The 19,618-nt window shown below is 36.3% G+C and carries 21 protein-coding genes; 11 read left to right on the top strand and 10 right to left on the bottom strand.

What is annotated here, in order from left to right:
• Positions 1-7 precede the first annotated feature (7 nt).
• From AC1DCY_RS05535 to AC1DCY_RS05520, 4 genes are all read right to left on the bottom strand, one after another.
• Positions 8-448, bottom strand: coding sequence for a cell wall hydrolase (locus AC1DCY_RS05535; RefSeq protein WP_477348189.1), 441 nt, complete (start codon positions 446-448; stop codon positions 8-10).
• 193 nt (positions 449-641) lie between these two features.
• Positions 642-1,082: a cell wall hydrolase gene (locus AC1DCY_RS05530; RefSeq protein ID WP_477348187.1), complete on the bottom strand. Its 441-nt coding sequence runs from the start codon at positions 1,080-1,082 to the stop codon at positions 642-644.
• A gap of 95 nt (positions 1,083-1,177) precedes the next feature.
• Positions 1,178-1,588, bottom strand: a complete 411-nt coding sequence (locus AC1DCY_RS05525) for a hypothetical protein (protein WP_477348185.1) — start codon at positions 1,586-1,588, stop codon at positions 1,178-1,180.
• A gap of 204 nt (positions 1,589-1,792) precedes the next feature.
• Positions 1,793-2,344: an ECF transporter S component gene (locus AC1DCY_RS05520; RefSeq protein WP_477348183.1), complete on the bottom strand. Its 552-nt coding sequence runs from the start codon at positions 2,342-2,344 to the stop codon at positions 1,793-1,795.
• A 191-nt stretch (positions 2,345-2,535) separates the two neighbouring features.
• Between AC1DCY_RS05520 and AC1DCY_RS05515 the strand changes: the two genes are divergently transcribed.
• The 3 genes from AC1DCY_RS05515 to AC1DCY_RS05505 all read left to right on the top strand — a co-directional run bounded on the left by AC1DCY_RS05515 (position 2,536) and on the right by AC1DCY_RS05505 (position 5,196).
• Positions 2,536-3,384, top strand: coding sequence for a pyridoxamine kinase (locus AC1DCY_RS05515; protein ID WP_477348181.1), 849 nt, complete (start codon positions 2,536-2,538; stop codon positions 3,382-3,384).
• Between the two features lie 92 nt (positions 3,385-3,476).
• Positions 3,477-3,770, top strand: a complete 294-nt coding sequence (locus AC1DCY_RS05510) for a hypothetical protein (RefSeq protein ID WP_477348179.1) — start codon at positions 3,477-3,479, stop codon at positions 3,768-3,770.
• Between the two features lie 232 nt (positions 3,771-4,002).
• Positions 4,003-5,196: an alpha/beta hydrolase fold domain-containing protein gene (locus AC1DCY_RS05505; protein WP_477348177.1), complete on the top strand. Its 1,194-nt coding sequence runs from the start codon at positions 4,003-4,005 to the stop codon at positions 5,194-5,196.
• A gap of 63 nt (positions 5,197-5,259) precedes the next feature.
• On the opposite strand, the gene AC1DCY_RS05500 is transcribed toward AC1DCY_RS05505, so the two are convergent.
• On the bottom strand, positions 5,260-5,595 hold the full coding sequence (locus tag AC1DCY_RS05500) for a CHY zinc finger protein (protein ID WP_477348175.1): 336 nt from the start codon (positions 5,593-5,595) through the stop codon (positions 5,260-5,262).
• A 66-nt stretch (positions 5,596-5,661) separates the two neighbouring features.
• A complete protein-coding gene (locus AC1DCY_RS05495; protein ID WP_477348173.1) occupies positions 5,662-6,234 on the bottom strand; it encodes a DinB family protein in 573 nt (190 codons plus the stop codon).
• 116 nt (positions 6,235-6,350) lie between these two features.
• Between AC1DCY_RS05495 and AC1DCY_RS05490 the strand changes: the two genes are divergently transcribed.
• Positions 6,351-6,848, top strand: a complete 498-nt coding sequence (locus tag AC1DCY_RS05490; RefSeq protein WP_477348171.1) for an N-acetyltransferase family protein — start codon at positions 6,351-6,353, stop codon at positions 6,846-6,848.
• 175 nt (positions 6,849-7,023) lie between these two features.
• Here AC1DCY_RS05490 and AC1DCY_RS05485 read toward each other — a convergent pair whose 3' ends face one another.
• The 4 genes from AC1DCY_RS05485 to AC1DCY_RS05470 all read right to left on the bottom strand — a co-directional run bounded on the left by AC1DCY_RS05485 (position 7,024) and on the right by AC1DCY_RS05470 (position 10,337).
• Positions 7,024-7,311 carry a hypothetical protein gene (locus tag AC1DCY_RS05485; RefSeq protein ID WP_477348169.1) on the bottom strand — a complete coding sequence of 96 codons (288 nt, stop codon included), beginning with the start codon at positions 7,309-7,311 and terminating at the stop codon, positions 7,024-7,026.
• 607 nt (positions 7,312-7,918) lie between these two features.
• On the bottom strand, positions 7,919-8,818 hold the full coding sequence (locus AC1DCY_RS05480) for a 3-hydroxyacyl-CoA dehydrogenase (RefSeq protein ID WP_477348167.1): 900 nt from the start codon (positions 8,816-8,818) through the stop codon (positions 7,919-7,921).
• Positions 8,819-9,033: 215 nt separating this feature from the next.
• On the bottom strand, positions 9,034-9,687 hold the full coding sequence (locus AC1DCY_RS05475; RefSeq protein ID WP_477348165.1) for a hypothetical protein: 654 nt from the start codon (positions 9,685-9,687) through the stop codon (positions 9,034-9,036).
• 17 nt (positions 9,688-9,704) lie between these two features.
• The gene (locus AC1DCY_RS05470) at positions 9,705-10,337 is read right to left on the bottom strand and encodes a LexA family protein (RefSeq protein ID WP_477348163.1); all 633 of its coding nucleotides are present in this window, start codon (positions 10,335-10,337) and stop codon (positions 9,705-9,707) included.
• 288 nt (positions 10,338-10,625) lie between these two features.
• Here AC1DCY_RS05470 and AC1DCY_RS05465 point away from each other — a divergent pair, with 288 nt between their 5' ends.
• The 7 genes from AC1DCY_RS05465 (at position 10,626) to AC1DCY_RS05435 (ending at position 19,606) form a co-directional block, all read left to right on the top strand.
• The gene (locus AC1DCY_RS05465) at positions 10,626-11,024 is read left to right on the top strand and encodes a DUF1492 domain-containing protein (RefSeq protein ID WP_477348161.1); all 399 of its coding nucleotides are present in this window, start codon (positions 10,626-10,628) and stop codon (positions 11,022-11,024) included.
• A gap of 737 nt (positions 11,025-11,761) precedes the next feature.
• The gene (locus AC1DCY_RS05460; RefSeq protein ID WP_477348159.1) at positions 11,762-12,070 is read left to right on the top strand and encodes a hypothetical protein; all 309 of its coding nucleotides are present in this window, start codon (positions 11,762-11,764) and stop codon (positions 12,068-12,070) included.
• Between the two features lie 251 nt (positions 12,071-12,321).
• On the top strand, positions 12,322-12,663 hold the full coding sequence (locus AC1DCY_RS05455) for a hypothetical protein (RefSeq protein WP_477348157.1): 342 nt from the start codon (positions 12,322-12,324) through the stop codon (positions 12,661-12,663).
• A 26-nt stretch (positions 12,664-12,689) separates the two neighbouring features.
• Entirely contained in the window at positions 12,690-13,265 is a 576-nt protein-coding gene (locus tag AC1DCY_RS05450; RefSeq protein ID WP_477348155.1) for a major tail protein, read from the top strand.
• Positions 13,266-13,374: 109 nt separating this feature from the next.
• Entirely contained in the window at positions 13,375-13,698 is a 324-nt protein-coding gene (gpG, locus tag AC1DCY_RS05445) for a phage tail assembly chaperone G (protein ID WP_400959713.1), read from the top strand.
• Positions 13,699-13,886: 188 nt separating this feature from the next.
• Positions 13,887-18,797: a phage tail tape measure protein gene (locus AC1DCY_RS05440; RefSeq protein ID WP_477348153.1), complete on the top strand. Its 4,911-nt coding sequence runs from the start codon at positions 13,887-13,889 to the stop codon at positions 18,795-18,797.
• On the top strand, positions 18,794-19,606 hold the full coding sequence (locus tag AC1DCY_RS05435) for a distal tail protein Dit (RefSeq protein ID WP_477348151.1): 813 nt from the start codon (positions 18,794-18,796) through the stop codon (positions 19,604-19,606). Before AC1DCY_RS05440 ends, AC1DCY_RS05435 begins: the two co-directional genes overlap by 4 nt.
• Positions 19,607-19,618: the final 12 nt, after the last annotated feature.

Raw genomic sequence — 19,618 nt, 5'->3', positions numbered from 1 at the left:
ATAGCTCCTATCCTATATAAACACCATCACATGTATCAGGTGCTGGTTCATAGAAACAATGATTTTTAAATTGACCAGCAAAAGGTTGACCGTACCATGTTGGAGGACATGGGGCATATGGATTGAAGTACCAAAGTGCGTATTTCGCTGGATGATCTCGCCAATAATCCAGATTCATTTTTGCTAATCTTTTTTCATTAGATCGAGCTCTTTGGTAAAATAAATCACCTTTTTGAGCAGCTTCAAAAGAATAATTTTCTCCCTGTACTTGATAAATGACATCTTCTACTGTTCTTAAGTCTATAAAGTCTAAACAATTTGATACAAGACGATTCACAATGACGTTGCCAACATATAACATTCCTTGATTTCCTTCACCTTCAGCTTCTGCTCTCATCATCCTTGCCATTAAATCAACGTCAGAATCTCGGTATTTTGCTCTTGGCATTTTTCACCTCCAACATATAGTATGGAAAAATTGCCAACAGTAGTTCGTTCGAATTTCTCCTCCCTAAGGTGTTTTTAGGGTTTTGAGGTTTTCCCAACCGATAACTGTTATCTACGGAGAATGAATATTGTTCGCTGTAAGTACCTGCGACTAAAAATGTTGTATTCGCAGCATAAAAACGCAAAACGGCTACCTATCCTTGATAAATACTTTCACATGTATCAGGTGCTGGTTCATAGAAGCAATGATTTTTAAATTGCCCAGTAAAAGGTTGACCGTACCATGTTGGAGGACATGGTGCGTATGGATTGAAGTACCAAAGTGCATATTTCGCTGGATGATCTCGCCAATAATCCAGCGTCAGTTTTGCTAATCTTCTTTCATTAGCTCGCGCTCTTTGGTAAAACATATTCCCTTTTTGAACAGCTTCAAAAGAATAATTTCCTCCCTGTACCTGATAAATAACATCATTAATTGTTCTTAAATCTCTAAAGTCTGGACATTCTGCTATAACACGATTCACAATGACGTTGCCAACATATAGCATTCCTTGGTTTCCTTCACCTTCCGCTTCCGCTCTCATCATTCTTGCCACTAAGCCAATGTCAGCATCTATATATTTTACTCTTGGCATTTTTTCACCTCCACCATATAGTATGAAAAAAACCCTCCATTATTGAACATCAAAATTATTCATTCAGAAAAGGTTGGTGAAAGTGAGGTAACAATTCACTTTATTTTAGTTTTTGAATTTTCCAGAAACGTCAAGTGCAAGCAATTGTGTGTAAATAAAAAATCATATGCTTTATTACACATGATTTTTTTATGCTTTTTAACGAACGTATAAATATTTAAAATAACGCCTATAACGAACATAATGATTGCATTTAATGCAAGGATCAACGCCATAAATCCTCCTGCAAAAGCAATTCCTTCTCTTGTGTTATCTGGTTCAAAGGCTTTAGCATAACTGACCCCTAAATATACAAAGCTACCGACTATTACTGGAATTAAAAAAGCCATGCCAAGTGCAGAAGCCCATAAAGGAAACTTCTTATTTTTGTATAAATAGGCTGCTAAATAATCACAAACTACAATAGATAGTAATAGAACGATCCAAATGAAAGCATCTCCATCCATTCCTAACCACCCCTTTGAATATAGGTTAATTCAACTTGTGACTTTTTTTAATTTAAGGGAATTTCATCTTCTGTTTTTGCTCGTGGCATTTTTTTCCTTAAAGATATGGTATGGAAAAAATCCTACATTGTTGCGATTCCAACAAAAAAACACGCCATCTATGCTGTCGGCAAAACAACAAGATGGCGTGTTTATTTTGTAGTATTAGAAATTCTTTTTGAAGTACGGTGTTTTTTTCATCACGATACAAACGGGAATCGCGATAATTAAACCGACAACGTTTTGGATTATGTCACCTGGAATGGATGCCATAGGGGAAATCCAGTTGTTGAAAATAATCGCTTGCCCGATATAGTAGACTGCAATCATCACAGGCATTGAAACAACTGCTGCGAAAATGTTTAACCCAATGTTGTCGCCTCTATGTCCTTTAGACCAAGCGATTTTCCCAACGATGGCGCCTTGTAATGCGCGGGAGATTATTGTGATTGGCGCCCAAATTAACCAACCACCTACGATATCGAATAAGCCCATTCCGATTGCTCCAGCAAGTGCTCCCTTTTTAGGACCGAATAAAATCGACGTGATCAAAAGCATGGATGTCCCTAAGTGAATAAGTCCGCCTTGCCCGAATGGTAGTTTAAAATTGATGAACATTGTCGCGACGAAAACAAGTGCTGCAAGAATTGATGTAATGACTAAATCAAATGTTTTCGTACGTGGTTTTGTATAAGACTGACGTTGTATACTTTGCATCTGCATACCCTCGCTATGATGAATTTTTCGATAATTTTAACTTTAGCAAAGGACTGACTATCGTAAAAGTGCCAATTTGATAAAAATATTAAAGGTCAGTTTGATTTTCTATAAGGGAGTGCATTTTCGCATCTTTCTAATTATGATACGATGAAGAGAATACAAGCAGGATTAGTAAGGTGGAGAGTATGATGAAAAAAGTTGCTGTAATTCAGGATATGTCATCCTTTGGGAAGTGCTCGTTAACGGCTGCGATGCCTGTGTTGTCAGTGATGGGTGTTCAGGCGGTGCCATTACCAACTGCGATATTAACGGCGCAAACAGGATATTCGAGTTTTTATTGTGAGGATTTAACGTCAAAGATGGACCATTTTGTGGATGAGTGGAGCAAGCTTTGTGCGACTTTTGATGGCATTCATACAGGCTTCGTGACTGGGAAGGAGCAAATCGATAATATCTTTCGATTTTTAAACGTTTTTCATTCGAGTGAAACGACTTTGCTTGTTGATCCGGTAATGGGTGATTTGGGCGAGGTGTATAAAATGTATTCAGGCGAGTTGCTTGATCGTATGAAAGAGCTTGTGAAGAGTGCAGATATTATTACGCCAAATATTACAGAATGCTGCTTGCTGACAGGTTTGTCATACGAGAAGCTACAGAGCTATCAAGATGATTCGGATTATATTCGGGCGTTAGAGGAAGCGGGTCATCAGCTACAGCAGGAAACTGGAGCGAACGTCATTATTACCGGTTTGAATCCGCCGTCAGCACATGCGAACAAGCGTTATGTAGGCAATATGTATGTTGATGCACATCGTTCGTTTTCTAGCATCCGAGAATACAATGGCGAGAGCTATTCAGGTACAGGAGATTTATTTGCATCCGTCATTATGGGTGGCATGATGCGCGGGCAAGATTTAGTTGAATCGATGAAACTTGCCGAGTCGTTTTTAGCCGCTTCAATTGAAGCTACATCAAAGGAGCAAATCCCACGCGAGGCAGGCGTGAATTTTGAAAAGTTTTTACGAATGTTACTTTAGAATTTTAGGAGTTTTAATCACATTTTGAGTATGGTGGGTATTCATCAGTTAATTAAGGAAATAATGAAAATCATGAATTAGGGAGGTGTATAATGGATTCAATTAGATATTACGTAGTGCAAGTAGATGAGCGCTATTATCAGGGGGAAATTGACCTTCTTACATTTACGGATGATGAAGAACAGGCCTTTGCGTTTACGGATATGGTGGCTGCAAACCAGATGGCTAATGAGGTCAATGGAATTGTCCTGACAAGAGAAGTCAGTTATATGGAGCTAGAAGACTTTTCAGCACAATATCTGGTTGAGTACGAAGCATTACCAAAAGACGAGCGTGACACGATAGAATCATTTTGTAGGGAGCTCAGTATAGGAATGTTTGAATAAAACCGAATCGAATCTTTTCGGTTCTTTTTTATGCAGTTTTCGACTGAGCTTAAGCATTCTATCTCTCGATAAAATAGTTAACAGCCCGTGCCACGATTAATGGTTGCGGGCATTTATTGTAATATTAAGTGTGATTTGTGCGTGTAGAATTAAAATGTGGTGACGAAATTGGGGCTGCATTTTTAAGTGGAAATGATAATAACATATCGTATGTATAGGAGGTTTTAAAAAGATGAATCAGACAACAAATTGGCGACCTAGAGGTTTTCTTCAGTGGCTACTCACAATCCTCTCTGTAATAGTATGCTACTTTATCATTATAGTGGCTTACTATATGTTTAATCCAAGTAATATGGATAAAATTATGAGTCTACTTGCATGGGGGGGTTCTATATTTCCGATTATTCTAGTAGTTATAACATTAATAATAATAGTTTTATTAGCTCTTTCTTTTTGGAAGAAAACCTTCATTGCTCTTACAGTTCTAATTCCTATTTTGTTGTTATTAATCTTTTTAATTGTGCAGCCAATTAGTAATATGAAAAGCTATGCTAAAAGCGAGAATGTATCGGTTTCTCTTAGCCCACATTTTTTCTATAAACAAGATATCTCAACAAAGCCTAGTGAAGATGTGGTGTATGGGAAAACTACGGACGGCATTGAATTAAAGCTTGATGTGTGGCCAGCGAAGAAAAAATCAGAGGATATTGTAACACCCGTCATTGTTCAAGTGCATGGGGGTGGTTGGGTAAGTGGAGATAAAGGCCAAGTTCAAGACTGGAATCAGTGGATGAATGATCAAGGATACACTGTTTTTGATGTCCGATATCGTATGCCTCCTGAAGCAGATTGGAAAGATGAAGTTGGAGATGTAAAGTCGGCGTTAGGTTGGATCGTTGAAAATGCAGATACGTATAAGATTGATCCGAACAGAATTATTTTAATGGGGGAGTCTGCTGGAGGGAATCTAGCTATGCTTACAGCGTATAGTAAGGGTGATAAGCATTTACCACCATCAACGGATGTTCCTGATGTACCAATCAAGGCGGTGATTAACATGTATGGACCGTCAGATATGACTTTGTTTTACAAGAGCAATCCAAGTATGAATTATGTCCAAGATGTTATGAATAAGTACATTGGAGGTTCACTATCTGAATACCCTGAGCGTTATGAGCTGCTTTCCCCTATAAGCTATATCCAGGAAAATACGCCACCAACTATTACGTTTTTAGGAACGGGGGACCGTATTGTTCCTGTAGAGCAAGCGAACGTATTGGACGAGAAACTGACTAAAAGCGGTGTCGCGCATGAGCTTTATCTTCTTCCAAAGGTCGATCATGGCTTTGATGCAAATCCAAGTAGTTTGAGCACGCAATTTGCCAAGGAGAAAGTAAAAGCATTTCTTCAAAAATATAATAAATAATCATTACGCATAGCTCCTAATAGGAAACCTTTGAAGGCATTAACCCTTCAAAGGCTATTCTATTTAGAAAGTACATGTAGGATTATTATCTGTCTCAAAGTATATGTGAAAATGCTTACTGCAATTTGGATTAAAAAGAGCATTACAATGCTTACAGTTTGTGCTATTCATATATTCATGAATAGTTAATTCATTTTTACATACGCCACAAAGTATTGCCTTTTCATCAAAATCTTCTTTCTTCCATGGCTGAATTTTGTGATTTGCATTTTCTTCATGACATTTATAGCAAGGATAATATTCTCCACAACATTTGAATTTAATTGAAATAGTATCTACCTTATTAGAATAGTGCTTACACCTTCCTTGATCATCAATAACATTACCTAGAATCTTCATATTTCAAACCTCTTTTCATAAATAAAATCTACTTCAATGGATCATCGTTTTTTCATTTCAAAACGCTTAAATTAAAACTTCGCTAGACGTAATCAATCGATTATATTGCTCCGTCATTATTCTAAAATGATGCTCTTCGTGGATGGCAAGTAGCTGGATAGATTGAATAAGGTTAGGATAGTGAGCAAGAGGATCTGGAAAAACAATATGCCCGGCAATATCCTCCTCAATATTTTTTACTAGTTCTTGCATTGCGCTCGTTTCGTTTACTAGTAATTGTTCGATTTCGTCACTGCTTAGCGTAAAACGTATTTTGGTGGGAGGTACTAATATTCCTGGAGCCCGCATGCCTCGTCTTTTTTTGTTTTTATATTCCTCGTAAATATCATGTATTTCAGTGGCAAATGGTTTGTTTCTTCGCATTTTCGCGTAAGGCGTCAGTAGTAAGGAAAACTTTGTTGCTGTTTTAAGCATTTTTAGGATTAGATAAAGGTGGTAGAAGTGTTCACCGATAGACCATTTTCCTTCTTTCTCACGATGCCATAGTTGTTCCTGTGGGAGTGATTGAATACAAGGTAGGTAGTGAGTCCGCTGCTCCTGTAATGTATGAAAATGATGCGCCATACTGTTAGATTTCATATTTTCCATTCTCCTTTATGCTGTTATTACCATTTTAGGAAATTATCTTGTGAAAGTACATAAAACACTATTAGGAAATGTCGATAAAAATGAAAAGTATTGTAGGAGGGATATGAATGAATAGTAGATTTTTAACAGCTGCAGATGCTGAAGCCTATCGGGAATTAAGATTAGAAGGGCTACAAAATAATCCCGAGGCATTTGGTTCTAGCTTTGAGGAGGAAAAGGATTATCCGATTGAGCTGTTTGCCAGTAGATTTGAATCGCAAGACTCCTTTACGTTAGGGGTATTTGATCATGAAGAATTAGTGGGCGTTGCGACGTTAGTGCAAGAAAGTAAGCTTAAGTTAAAGCATAAAGCGAGTATTCTTGCTGTTTATGTTTCTCCGAAAAAGCGAGGGCTTGGCATTGGTAAGCGTTTAATGGTTGAAACAATTAATAAAGCGAGGGAGTTAAAGGGAGTTGAACAACTTACTTTAACGGTGGTGTCAACGAATGCTTCAGCAAAAGGACTGTATTCTTCTTTAGGATTTGAGATTTTTGGAACGGAGAAGAAGGCATTAAAAATAGGTCAGCAATATTTTGATGAGGATTATATGGTTTTGTTTCTATAACTTATTTCAGTGGATGTTTGAACATCCACTGAAATAAGTTAAAGCCTCCGGCGGATGTCACGGAATCGGTAAGGAGTTCTTTGTGCAAGCACAAAACTGATTCCGGAATCAATTATGCCTTGGCATAATTGATTGATAAAAACTCCAAGAGCTTTTAGCCTTTGGAGTTTTTTTTTTATGGTGAGCTCCAATGAAATATTGAAACTAAAGCAATGATTAAAATAATCACAGTAATCATAAAAGTGACGTAGCTACTAGCGCTACCCGCCGTTTTATTTTTCAGTAGCTTTAAGCCCAGTACTATATTAATAATTGATAATGCGAATGCTAGCCAAAACCCTAAATCACCTAAGCGTTCAATTTGAATTGGTGATTGATTGTAAAAATAATTATAGGTGATACCAAGAACAAGTAAAATTGCCAGCACAATATTAGTCGTTGCAATTTTATTGTTGCTAATCATAATTGCCTCCAATCACTCCCTTTATAGATGTATAGTATGCTTAAAATAAAAATCTGATAAAGAATTTAAGCTTACCGGATTTGATCACATTACTCGGTTTATTCATCGGAATATTCAGTGAATTATGCAGGTAAATCTTTAGTTTCTAGGGCCTATTCTTCCACCTTTCGTTAACCAACTCCAACATATCTCGAAAAACTTTACCTTTTCTTGTAGTAAATAAGGAAAACCAATAAACAACCAATACAAAAAAGCAAGAACCAACACACCCATTAATATACTGTTCACTTGTGTAGCAATAAAAATGCTAAGGAACATAATAAGAAAATATAGTACAGCAATTCTCCTGTAGGCTATCATAAATTTCCCCTCCTATTAATTACAATCATACAAAAGAGGTAAACTTTTTAGCAATAAATTACATCCGGTCACAATGAAATTTAACTTCTATCAGCAAATGTTTTCTTGGCAAACCTGATCATGTCGAATTAAAAGCTCATCACTTACACAGCAAAGCGGGGCTTATTGCAACTCACTGTCGTCACCTCGAAAAAATAAAAAACGATGCACATAGCGAAGACACTATGTACATCGTTTTATTAATTGATTAACCTTTTAGGAAATCAGGTTTTGCGAAGTTTGGATTTGGATATTTATAGAAGCCTTCACCTGTAGCGCGGCCAAGTTTGCCTTTTTCGATATACTCTGTTTTTAAGAGGTTGGCTAATTTTTTAAAGTTTTCTTCACCAGTAGCAGCGGCTTTTGCTTCTACAATGTTGAATGCAGTGTTAATGCCGACAATGTCAAGGATGGCGAATGGACCTAGTGGTGCACCTGTTCCGATCATCCATGTTTTATCGATTGTTTCTGGGTCTGCTACTTCTTTTACTAATAGTGATTCAGCAGCATCTAAAAATGGAACTAGTAATGAATTCAAAATATAGCCTGGTTGTTCTTTATATAATGGAAGTGGAACCATGCCAATTGCACGTGCAAATTCTACGACTTCATCGAACACTTTCATATCAGTGCCTGGGTGTTTCATAATTTCGGCTGTGTTGTTTTTCCAAATCGTATTTGCAAAGTGAAGTGCTATAAACTTCTCTGGACGACCAGTTGCTTCTGCAAATTGGCTTGGTAATAAAGTAGATGAGTTTGTCGCAAAGATTGTTTTAGCAGGGGCAACTTTGCCAAGGTTTGTGTAAAATTCTGTTTTAATTTTAACAACTTCAGGAATCGCCTCAATCACAAGGTCAGCATTTGCAACCGCTTCTGATAAATCACTTTTAAATGATAAACGTGCATATGCAGCATCCACTTCTTCTTGAGTAGCGCCTAAATCTTGTTGGTATAACGGTTTTAATTGTGTGATACGTTCTTGTGCATTTGTTAATGCCTCATCATTAATATCGTATACCGTTACATTAAATCCTTTAAAAGCTGATTGATAAGCAATTTGACTACCTAGAACACCGCTACCTGCAACCGTAATATTTTGATAATTCATCATAAATTCCTCCTTCGAAATTGTTACATTAATATAATTGTTTGGATATGTAATGTATCCCTTGTTACAACACCATACTACTTCTTTCGATAATGAAAAATCAAATGAAAGCCTCAATTATTATAACGATATAAAGATTTATACACTTTAATTGAATTTCCTAAAGCAAGTATGGACGTAATAAAATAAAAAAATGTCACCCGAGAGAGTGACATTTAATTTTCAATGGCTGCTAATGCTTTGTCCATTTGGCGTTCATTATATTTTATTACATTGCTATTAGTGGATTCGAGTCCCTTAAAAGTATAATTAGAATTTTGATAAAACCCAAAGACAAAATTGTTGATAGGCGTTTCTTCTTCTCCATAGTATCTATTCACTACATATGCCTTAAATATATTTCCTAGCATATATACATCATTTTGTACGTCTGCTAAATATTGTTTATTTTTATATTCGGCAACGACGTAATCCTCGAATTCTTTGATTTCAGCCTTTGTAGCTGGATATTTTTTAGCGTAGTCTTCAATTGCATCGAACTTTTTTGGAGGAGTGCTATTAAGAGAAGCAACCTCTTTTATTTTATCCTGCCAAGTTGCATCTTCTGTTGATTCTACTTTAGCTACTGGTTTTTCTTCATGTATCTCTTTCTTAGGAGATTTTTCTTGGCTTACTATTTTAGACTCAGGTAGAAATTCACTAGCACCTAAAGCAGAAAGACATAAAATAATAATAGAAATTCCCGTAAACTTTAGCATTTTAATTGCTTTTATTCTGTCCAATTTTATGAAATTGAAAATGGCAAGAAGAAGGGAAATCACTCCCGTTATACCACTTAATATAAATATGCCAGAAAGTATTTTAAACAAGTATAAAGCCCCCTTTCTTATAGTGTAACTTTAAAACTGATAGCTTTTCCAATAATCTTTGCAGGATTATTTTGGTCTACTATATAAGGTTCATGTTTTGGGTTATCTGGCATTAGTAAAATGGTATCGCCTTGTTTTTTAACGCGCTTAAGAGTTGCTTCTGTATCTCCATTTACAAGAACAGCTGCTATCTCGCCGTATTCAACTTCACTTTGTTCCCTTATTAAAACTCTAGAGCCATTTGGTATAGTCGGCTCCATCGAATCACCTTTTGCCACTAAAGCAAAAATATTTCCTGCGGGTAATAACTCGGAAAATTCGTACATATAGCCTTCTACATTTTGCTCCGCTAGGATGGGCTCTCCACAAGCGATGGTACCTAAGATTGGAATTTTCGCAAAGTTTGGTTGTATTTCTATTAAATTTGTCGGCTGCTCTTCCGTTAAATCAGAACGCCTAATATTAAAGTAGTCAGCCATTAACTGAATTTTATCAGGCCTAGGGTATGTGCTAGCTTTCATCCAATTAGAAACGGTTGTCTCTGGTAAATTTAAATCTCTAGCCATATCTGTTTGATTTAAACCTCTTTTATCCAATTGCTGTTTTAAGTTTATGGAGAAGACGATTTTTAGTTTATCCGATTTATCCATATTAAAGCACCTCCTTTAATATAATGATACCGATAATCAGTAGTTGTGTAAACTCTAAAGTACCTTTTAAAGGAATTTTTCGCTTGACTATACCGTTTAAAGGTATTACAATAAATTTACATTGTAAAAGATATTGATTGAGTAGTAACAGAATCTATTTAAGAATAAGGAGCGGGATTTTGAATGCAATAAAACAAAGAAACGCGTAGTGGAAGAAGCAAAAAAATTTATACAGCAGTACCGTTTAAAGGTATCGTTAATCAAATAAAAATAAAGTGGGTGCTAAGTATGTACGAATGGTTAAGAGATTATCAGCAAATTGAAGATGAAATTACATATTTGGAATATAATTTAGAGAGATCACAAAAAGAGTTGAAACGTTGGGTCAGTGGTGATTTAGCAGGAGTAAAGCTGACTGCAGAATCTGATGGCGCGAAACTAGAGGAACGGATAGAGCGAATTGAAAAAGAATTACAAATTAAGCTTACTGAACAGAAGAATTTTATGGAGCTTATTAGTAACTTCAGTGGATTGAATCATAAAATTTTAAAATTGAAATATGTGGATGGTATGACATTAGAAGAAATAGCTGAAGAGTTAAATTACAGTGCAAGTTATATTTATAAAAAACATGCGGAAATTGCCAAGATGATTAGATTTGCTCACGAAATAAAACTTACACATTGATAAGGATGGAAGTGCTTATTAACTGTAGCTTAAGACCACTTGTAAAAAGTGGTCTTTTTTTATAGACAACGGGATATGTTTATTTCCCTTAACTGACACCTAGTAGTAAGAATAGAAACAATTGAAATTCCGTTATAAGATGGTAGTGTAAAAGTTCGCTTAAYGAACAACATACCCTTTAGTTAGAGATCACTTAGAAAAAAGTGGTCCTTTTTTAGGAAAGCCTCGATAAGTGAGCTTTCCTTTAACTGACACTCAGTAATGAGAATAGAAACAATTGAAATTCCGTTATAAGATGGTAGTGTAAAAGTTCGCTTAAYGAACAACATACCCTTTAGTTAGAGATCACTTAGAAAAAAGTGRTCCTTTTTTAGGAAAGCCTCGATAAGTGAGCTTTCCTTTAACTGACACTCAGTAATGAGAATAGAAACAATTGAAATTCCATTATAAGATGGTAGTGTAAAAGTTCGCGTTAATAAACAACATATTCTTTAGTTAAAGATCACTTAGAAGAAAGTGATCTTTTTTTAAGGGAAGTTCTGATAAGTGAACTTTCATTTAACTGACACTCAGTAAAGAGAATAGAAACGATTGAAATTCCATTATATGATGGTAGTGTAAAAGTTTGATTGACGAGCAACATACACAGTAAAGATAAATAACTATCAGCTAGAAACCACTCCAAGCCGAGTGGTTTTTTTGCTCATTAAAATTTATAAATAGAAGGGTGTGAGTAGATGGAGCCTATTTACGCAAAGTGCAATAAATCATGTGGTCACAAATTTTATGTTCAACATTTTAAGAAAGACAAGCTGCAGGCTGCGATTGAGAAAACTTATTTTACTTGTCCAAACTGTGGTCGAGAGTATGTATGTTTTTACACGGATGAAAATACACGTAAACTTCAAGCTACTTTAAGAGAGCTGCATCGAGAAATGAAATGGATTGAAAAAGACGAGCTAGATGGGCTGAAAATAAAAGAGTCTGACTTAAAACAATTAATTTCGAACGGTATGGCTAGTGTTAGAAAATTAATTGAAGGCTAATTGAATCAGGGCTCTTGAAAGGAGGTGAATAAAGTGAATAGGAACGCAAGAATGAAAACGTCTACTAGTTTCTTTTCAGTAGGCGTTTTTAATATTCCAAAAGTAAGTAATTGTAAACAGCTTTTTTATATCGAGAAGCCAACATCATTAGAACTCTTACTTTATTTAAGAAGTTCAATATTTCATTCACTGAAAGGAGAAATTATTTTAAAGTCTTACCTACATTAATAAAAGTAGATTAGGAGAAAAATATGAGAGATCTAATGAATCACATTCCCTCTATATTAGAGCCATTAGGTCTGCCCATCATCTTTAATGGATATCCTAAGGGCTCAGAAAAGCCAAATCAGTTCATTACCTTTTTAGAAATAAGTGCAAAGCCTATTTTTGAAGTAGGCGGAGATGAACTAGAAATCGAAAGGATTATACAAATCAATGTATGGTCCAATTCGAATTATCATCAGCTTGCAGAGAACATCAAACGATTGATGGGAAATGCGGGCTATGAGCGAACATTAGAATATGATGAACCAACTACCACAGGCGAGTCTCACTATAATAGGGTGCTACGATTCGTCTTTTTTGATGAATAATTATAAACAATTAGGAGGTCATGTAAATGACAACAGTAAATGAAAAACCACAAAAAATTAGCTTAAAACGTATTCACTATGCACTAATGACAAATGAACAAACAGAGGCATGGGGTGAAGTGAAAACTTTAACAATGCCTATTTCTATGACACTTACACCAAACTTCTCAGAAGCGCATTTAGATGCTGGGGATCGTGTAGTAGATCAGGAAGCACAATTGGATTCTATCACAATTGCTGGTGAAACCGCTGATTTACCAACAGATGTGCTAGTAGATTGGTATGGACACAAAAAATCTGCTGAAGGCGGTATTATTACAAACGCAAATGATACACCAAACTCGATTGCAATTGGTTTTGAATCAGGCTCTAAGCTGGTTTGGTTATTAAAAGCAAAATTAAAACCAGGTGAAGAAACAAATACAACTCGTAAAAAAGGTGAAACAAGTTATAAAGTATATCCATTCGGTGGTGAAGCATTACCACTAATCGATGGTGTTATCAAACATACGGTAGATACACGAGATGCAGGAGTAACAGTAACTGCAGAAACATTCTTTAAAGCTGTTGCGAAACCAAGTGAAACAGTTGAAACACCATAATTAGAGAGGAGCCCTTTAAGGGTTTCTTTTCTTTTTTATTTCAAGACTCTGTGAGTAGCTGTAATGACAACATTATTAACGAAGATAACTAGAAAAGGATGGATGAATTATGCAAATTACTTTAAAAATTAACGGACAAGAAAAAATTTTCTCGAATGACTTTGTGAAAGCACGAGTGTTCCGAAATGCACTAAAGATGAACGAAAAAATGCGAAAAGAAGGTAATGAAATTTCTGTAGAAACATTTGATGAGATGATTTCCTTTGTTGTGAACGTGTTTGATAATCAATTCACAATTGATGATGTATGGGATGGTTTAGAGGCTGGAAGATTACAAGAGGAAATTATGCGAGTTTTCAATAACGTGCTAAATATTGGCGGACTTGAAACAAAACCGGCTCTTAATGATGCTGAGGGAAAGCTAGTGGAATAACTCCTTATGAGTATATTAAAAAATTTTATCGGGATTTGATAAAAGAAGGTTATAAATTACATGAAGTCGACGAAATGGATATTCATTTTTGGTTTGAACTTACAAGTGATTTTGATGAAATGGAGGAGGTTACAGCTGATGAAATTTCTTGGTTGTGATTTATTCTCCAAAAAAGGCGGTGATGAAAAATGGCGGAGATTGGTGCTGTTGAACTTAGTCTAAATACTTCTAATTTCGATGGATCCATTGAGCAATCTATTAGGCGATTGACCGCAATGGGGGCAGAATTACAGGCTTTACAGGCGCTTGGTACTAACTACGAAAACTCTATGGAGGGTTTATCAAAAAAACATGATATTCTCACACGATCAGTTGAAGCATCGAACCTTAAACTAACAGAGCAACGTAGAAAATACGAAGAATTAATAGCCTCCGAGTCAGCAAGTACAGATGCTATTGATAGACAGGCAATCGCTGTTAATAAAGCTCTTGCTGAATACAATCGTTTAACTACACAGTTACAAGATGTAGATAATCAATTAAATGTACAGACGTCAACTTGGGATAAATTTCAGGAAACTGGAGGCAAAGTAAAATCTGTTGGCGAAAGCATATCCTCTATTACAGCCCCTATTAAAGATTTTGGTTCATTTGCTTTTAATGCTGCAGTAGATTTTGAAAGTGCTTTTGCTGGAGTGCGTCAAACGGTGAACACGAGCGAGGAAGGTTTTAAAAATCTTGAAGATGGTATACGTGGTATGGCTAAGGAGCTTCCAGTTAGTGCTACCGAAATTGCGGGAGTTGTTGAATCAGCTGGACAGCTAGGAATTGCTGAAGAACACCTTTTATCTTTCTCACGAACAGTTATTGATATGGGCAATTCCACGAGTATGACCCGTGAGCAGGCTGCGAAGGAATTTGCTGATTTTGCAAATATTGTTGGAATGGGGCAAGGTGATTTTGATCGTTTAGGCTCTTCAATTGTTGAACTTAGTAGCAAAACGGGTGTTGCTGCTTCTGATATTATGGCAATGGGAATGGGATTTGCCGAGCAAGCTTCCAAGGCTGGTCTAACAGAGGCCCAAATCATGGGGCTAGCTGCTACTATGTCTAGTCTGGGGATTAACGCTGAAACCGGGGGAGCGGCGATGACTTCGGTTCTCCAAAAAATCCAAAAAGCAGTAGGGGATGGTGGCGATAGCTTATCAGGATTTGCTAAAGCGGCCAACATGTCTAGTGAAGATTTTAAAAAGGCCTTTGAAACAGATGCTACCTCTGCATTAGATGCATTAGTGAAGGGGTTAGCTGAGTCATCAGAAGGTGGAGCAAACCTAAAAAGTGTACTTGCAGATTTAGGTGTTAACGGTGATGAAACAGATGTACTTTTAAGCATGGCTGGTGCCTCTGATTTGCTATCATCGGCTGTTGATTCATCCTCAGCTGCGTGGGAGGAAAACACGGCTTTATCAGATAAAGCAGCTGAACGCTATAAAACGACAGAATCTCAAATGGCTACAATGAAAAACGAACTAACAGATATTGGAATTAGCATCGGGAATATTTTAATACCGATCGTTAAGAGTTTTTTAGAAAAGCTTCAGCCGTGGATTGAAAAGTTTTCTAACCTTAGCGATGGTACCAAAAAGCTAATTACGATTATTGGTGGGATTGCGGCGGTTATTGGGCCAGTTCTTGTAGTATTTGGAACATTAATATCAACGGTCGGTACAATCATAGGAGCAATTAGTAGCCTAGGATCTGTTTTTGCAGTATTAAGTGGACCAATAGGATGGATTGTAGCTGCTATTGCTGCACTAATAGCTGGCGGTATAGCATTATATAAAAACTGGGATGTAGTTAGCGCAAAAGCAGTTGAAATTTGGGAAGGCATAGCAAGCTTTTTCTCAGGATTGTGGACAAGCATTACAGAAGCGGCTTCCGCTGCATGGGAAGGGTTTACCCAACTACTCTCAGAATTATGGACGTCAATTATAGACGGAGCGATAGAAATATGGGGAGGTATAGTAACCTTCTTCTCAGAATTGTGGACAAATATCACAGAAATAGCGTCTATCGCATGGGAAGAGTTTACGCAGATACTCTCAGAATTATGGACGTCAATTATAGATGGAGCAATAGAAATATGGGAAGGCATGTTAACCTTCTTCTCTGAGTTGTGGACAAATATCACAGAAATAGCGTCTATTGCATGGGAAGAGTTTACGCAGATACTCACAGAATTATGGACGTCAATTATAGACGGAGCAATAGAAATATGGGAAGGCATGGTAACCTTCTTCTCAGAGTTGTGGACAAATATCACAGAAATAGCGTCTATTGCATGGGAAGAGTTCACTCAGTTACTCACAGAATTATGGACGTCAATTATAGACGGAGCGATAGTAGTATGGGGAGGTATGGTAACTTTCTTCTCAGAGTTGTGGACAAATATCACAGAAATAGCGTCTATTGCATGGGAAGAGTTCACTCAATTACTCACAGAATTATGGACGTCAATTATAGACGGAGCGATAGAAATTTGGGAAGGCATGGTAACCTTCTTCTCGGAATTGTGGACAAGTATTACAGAAATTGCATCTATCGCGTGGGAAGAGTTTACTCAACTACTCACAGACTTATGGACGTCAATTATAGACGGAGCTGTAGTAATATGGACTGGTTTTGTAGAAAGCCTATCAAATATTTGGACATCAATAGTTGATATCGCTACTACTATATGGGGTACCATTTCATCTGCGATTATCGAAATAGTTACAACTATTATTAATGGAATAGAAGTTGGATGGAATAAATTAAAAGAAACTACCGAAATTGTATTTAACGCGGTTAAGTCATTTTTGAGTGATGTATGGAACAATGTGAAAAATGCAATTGTAGGCACGGTAGGAAGTATTGTTGATTTAGTCGTATCGGGATGGACAAGGTTCAGCCAGATGACAACAAATACATTTAATACGATAAAAAACTTTTTGAGTAATGTATGGGAATCTATCAAAACTACGGTAGTAAATACAGCTACCCAATTAGTAACAAGCACTATCCAAAAATTCCTCGATATTAAAGTGGCAATAGAAACAAAGATGAATGAGGCTAAAAAAGTTGTTACTGATATTTGGGATAAAATACTTAGTATTTTCAGCGCCCTCGATTTGCGTAAAATTGGTAACGATATTATTCAAGGTCTAATTAATGGTATTGGCGACATGGCAGATCTTGTATGGGATAAAGCTAAATCAATTGCAACATCAATAGGAGATGCAATAAAGAGAACTTTAAAAATCAATTCTCCTTCACGAGTAATGATTGCAATCGGTAAAGGCGTTGGTGAAGGCTTAGCAATAGGGATTGAGAAAGGCAGTGATGGAGTTAACAGAGCCGCTGAGAAATTAGCAGAGGCTGCAATTCCTGATTTAACCCAGCGTTTATCAATTTCTAAAGAGGCCATCGAAAAAGCTCAGCAAATCGTAAGCAATGTAATAAAAGCCAATGCAGCTGAAATTCAGGCCATGCAGAAAGAAGCCGAGAATAAGAAAGCTGAGATTTCTCAACAGGCTTCAGACAAAATTACAGCAATCAAAAATAATGCAGCGAAAAAACAGGTAGCTCTTACAGCAGAACAGGTAGCCCAAATCAAGAAGTTAGAAGAACAATCATTAAAAGACCGCGAAGCAATTACAAATCAATACGCTGAAAAAATGGCAAAAGCAGAATCTAGGTCTGCAGATGTAAAATTCAAAGCCTTAAAAGAATATGTTGAAGCTCAGAAATCTGCTGGAGAAATGTCGGCAAAACAAGAAGCTGAATTTTGGCGCTATAGTGCAACGGCGTTTAAAGAAGGTACAAAAGAAAAAACAAATGCATTAAAAGAGTTCAAAAAAGCGTATTCTGAGATGGTTAAGGAACAATTCGAAAAAGAGAAGGACTACGTTGAAAAACGTAAAAAGTACAATTCAATCTCTCTAGCAGAGGAATTGAAGGTTTATGAACGCTATCTAGGACAATATGAAGCTGGTACAGACGAACGAACGTATTATGAAGAAAAATTTTATAATACGAAAAAAGAAATAAGCGAAAAAATTAAAACTATCAATAATGATTATTTAAAGCAGACGCAGGATGTTAACAAAAAATTATTGGATGAAGAGCAAAAACTTAATGATGATTACAATAAGGCTTTAGATAGTCGTATAAAAAGTATTAAAGGTTACTTTGGATTATTTGATGAAGTTAAAGTAGCCGATCCTATTGATTCTTCTAGCTTAACGCAAAATTTAAGTGAGCAAGTGAATGCCTTATCTCAATGGCGAATTGAGTTATCAAAACTTGAAATTCGTGGATTATTATCAAATGTGATTATCGATGAACTCGAGGCAATGGGCCCAAGTGTCCTTGCACAACTGGAAGCTTTAAATCGAATGACAGATTCAGAAATGATGCAATATAAAGACTTGTATGAGAAAAAGCTACTAATAGCACGTGAATCAGCGATAAAGGAACTAGAGCCATTAGAAGCTGAAACGAAGGCGAAAATTGAGGGTTTACGTAAAACAGCAAACTCGGAATTGAACACACTAAATAGCGAATGGCAAAAGAAAATCAAGGATGTTGTTCTGGGAACAGAAGAAACCCTAGGCTCTATGAATGAAATTGGGAAAAATGCTATTCAAGGTTTAATTGATGGCATGAAGGGAATGCAATCAGCATTACAGCAAACAGCAAATAACCTTGTCCAAAATGTTTCGGATACATTAAGAGATGTGCTAAATCTAAATCCAACATCTTCTCTATTACAAAAGGTTGGAGATGGTTTAGTCGATGGGTTTGACTCTATTATGAATAAAGCTACTAATGTTAGTAAACTTCTAGCAAATAGTGTTACCCACGATTCTTCTTCTTTATTGCCAATACAAAAATCAAAGAATAACAAAACATCACAAAATTCAGGGCCATCAACTATTGTTGTACAATCCATATTAGATGGACAAGTTTTAGGAGAATCTGTTGTAGATGTCGTAAGCGGCAAACAATATAGCAATGCAAGCATTCATGCATTGACGAGGGGGTTAAGTGGTATATGAAGATGATTTTAAAGGATGGCCGTGAAATGCTGATGAGCGACTACAGTTTAAAATTATTAAAATATTACATTCCTTCTGTATCAATAGAGCATCAATCGTCTGAGGTCGATGGCAGTGATGGAGCAATCTTCACGAGCACACGCTTTAGTGGACGAACAATTACTGCAAAATTTATGTATAAAGCATTTGATTATCATGATTTTAAATTGTTTATTGCCGACATTAATATGCTATTTGCCCGAAAAGAATATTTTTATATTATTTTTGATGCTGAGCCTGGAAAGCGCTGGAAGGTACGTCTTGCAAACAGCTATCAACCAAATGAGCTATTACGAAAAGTAGGAGAGCTCGAAATACAATTTATTTGTGAAAATATTTATGCAGAATCGGTTCCTACAACTTTAGATTTAAAGGAATGGGACATTGATAAATGGGCATGGGGCATGGGTCTTGATTGGGATGAAGATTTAGCCTACTCATGTAATAGCAACCATTTCACAATTAAAAATTATGGAAATGTTGCTGTGGATCCACGCCAAAACGAGCTTACTATTACCTTAAAAGGTAATTTCAACAATAGCGTTATTATTACTAATAACACCACAGGAGAAATGTATCAATTTAATGGTGCTTTAACTTCTTCAGATGAATTAAACATTAGCGGTATTCGCTCGTTTAAAAACGGTACTTCCATTTTTAAACAGACAAATAAAAAACTCCTCTCACTAGCAGTTGGAGATAATAGTTTTTCAATCTCAGGCGGTACTGTTCACAGTATCGTTTTTAATTTTAGATTTTTATATATGTAAATAAGGATGGTG

This window comes from Lysinibacillus sp. 10T31 (genome assembly GCF_056394365.1).
Note: the sequence above shows the minus strand (reverse complement) of the source record. Positions and strands in the feature narration are given on the sequence as shown.

Coding starts and splice junctions, on each gene's coding strand:
- AC1DCY_RS05470 (WP_477348163.1), bottom strand. CDS start 10,337: ATGGATAAATCGGATAAACTAAAAATCGTCTTCTCCATAAACTTAAAA.
- gpG (WP_400959713.1), top strand. CDS start 13,375: ATGCAAATTACTTTAAAAATTAACGGACAAGAAAAAATTTTCTCGAAT.
- AC1DCY_RS05525 (WP_477348185.1), bottom strand. CDS start 1,588: ATGGATGGAGATGCTTTCATTTGGATCGTTCTATTACTATCTATTGTA.
- AC1DCY_RS05535 (WP_477348189.1), bottom strand. CDS start 448: ATGCCAAGAGCAAAATACCGAGATTCTGACGTTGATTTAATGGCAAGG.
- AC1DCY_RS05485 (WP_477348169.1), bottom strand. CDS start 7,311: ATGATTAGCAACAATAAAATTGCAACGACTAATATTGTGCTGGCAATT.
- AC1DCY_RS05505 (WP_477348177.1), top strand. CDS start 4,003: ATGAATCAGACAACAAATTGGCGACCTAGAGGTTTTCTTCAGTGGCTA.
- AC1DCY_RS05530 (WP_477348187.1), bottom strand. CDS start 1,082: ATGCCAAGAGTAAAATATATAGATGCTGACATTGGCTTAGTGGCAAGA.
- AC1DCY_RS05435 (WP_477348151.1), top strand. CDS start 18,794: ATGAAGATGATTTTAAAGGATGGCCGTGAAATGCTGATGAGCGACTAC.
- AC1DCY_RS05490 (WP_477348171.1), top strand. CDS start 6,351: ATGAATAGTAGATTTTTAACAGCTGCAGATGCTGAAGCCTATCGGGAA.
- AC1DCY_RS05480 (WP_477348167.1), bottom strand. CDS start 8,818: ATGAATTATCAAAATATTACGGTTGCAGGTAGCGGTGTTCTAGGTAGT.
- AC1DCY_RS05450 (WP_477348155.1), top strand. CDS start 12,690: ATGACAACAGTAAATGAAAAACCACAAAAAATTAGCTTAAAACGTATT.
- AC1DCY_RS05510 (WP_477348179.1), top strand. CDS start 3,477: ATGGATTCAATTAGATATTACGTAGTGCAAGTAGATGAGCGCTATTAT.
- AC1DCY_RS05440 (WP_477348153.1), top strand. CDS start 13,887: ATGGCGGAGATTGGTGCTGTTGAACTTAGTCTAAATACTTCTAATTTC.
- AC1DCY_RS05500 (WP_477348175.1), bottom strand. CDS start 5,595: ATGAAGATTCTAGGTAATGTTATTGATGATCAAGGAAGGTGTAAGCAC.
- AC1DCY_RS05515 (WP_477348181.1), top strand. CDS start 2,536: ATGAAAAAAGTTGCTGTAATTCAGGATATGTCATCCTTTGGGAAGTGC.
- AC1DCY_RS05455 (WP_477348157.1), top strand. CDS start 12,322: ATGAGAGATCTAATGAATCACATTCCCTCTATATTAGAGCCATTAGGT.
- AC1DCY_RS05520 (WP_477348183.1), bottom strand. CDS start 2,344: ATGCAAAGTATACAACGTCAGTCTTATACAAAACCACGTACGAAAACA.
- AC1DCY_RS05465 (WP_477348161.1), top strand. CDS start 10,626: ATGTACGAATGGTTAAGAGATTATCAGCAAATTGAAGATGAAATTACA.
- AC1DCY_RS05460 (WP_477348159.1), top strand. CDS start 11,762: ATGGAGCCTATTTACGCAAAGTGCAATAAATCATGTGGTCACAAATTT.
- AC1DCY_RS05495 (WP_477348173.1), bottom strand. CDS start 6,234: ATGAAATCTAACAGTATGGCGCATCATTTTCATACATTACAGGAGCAG.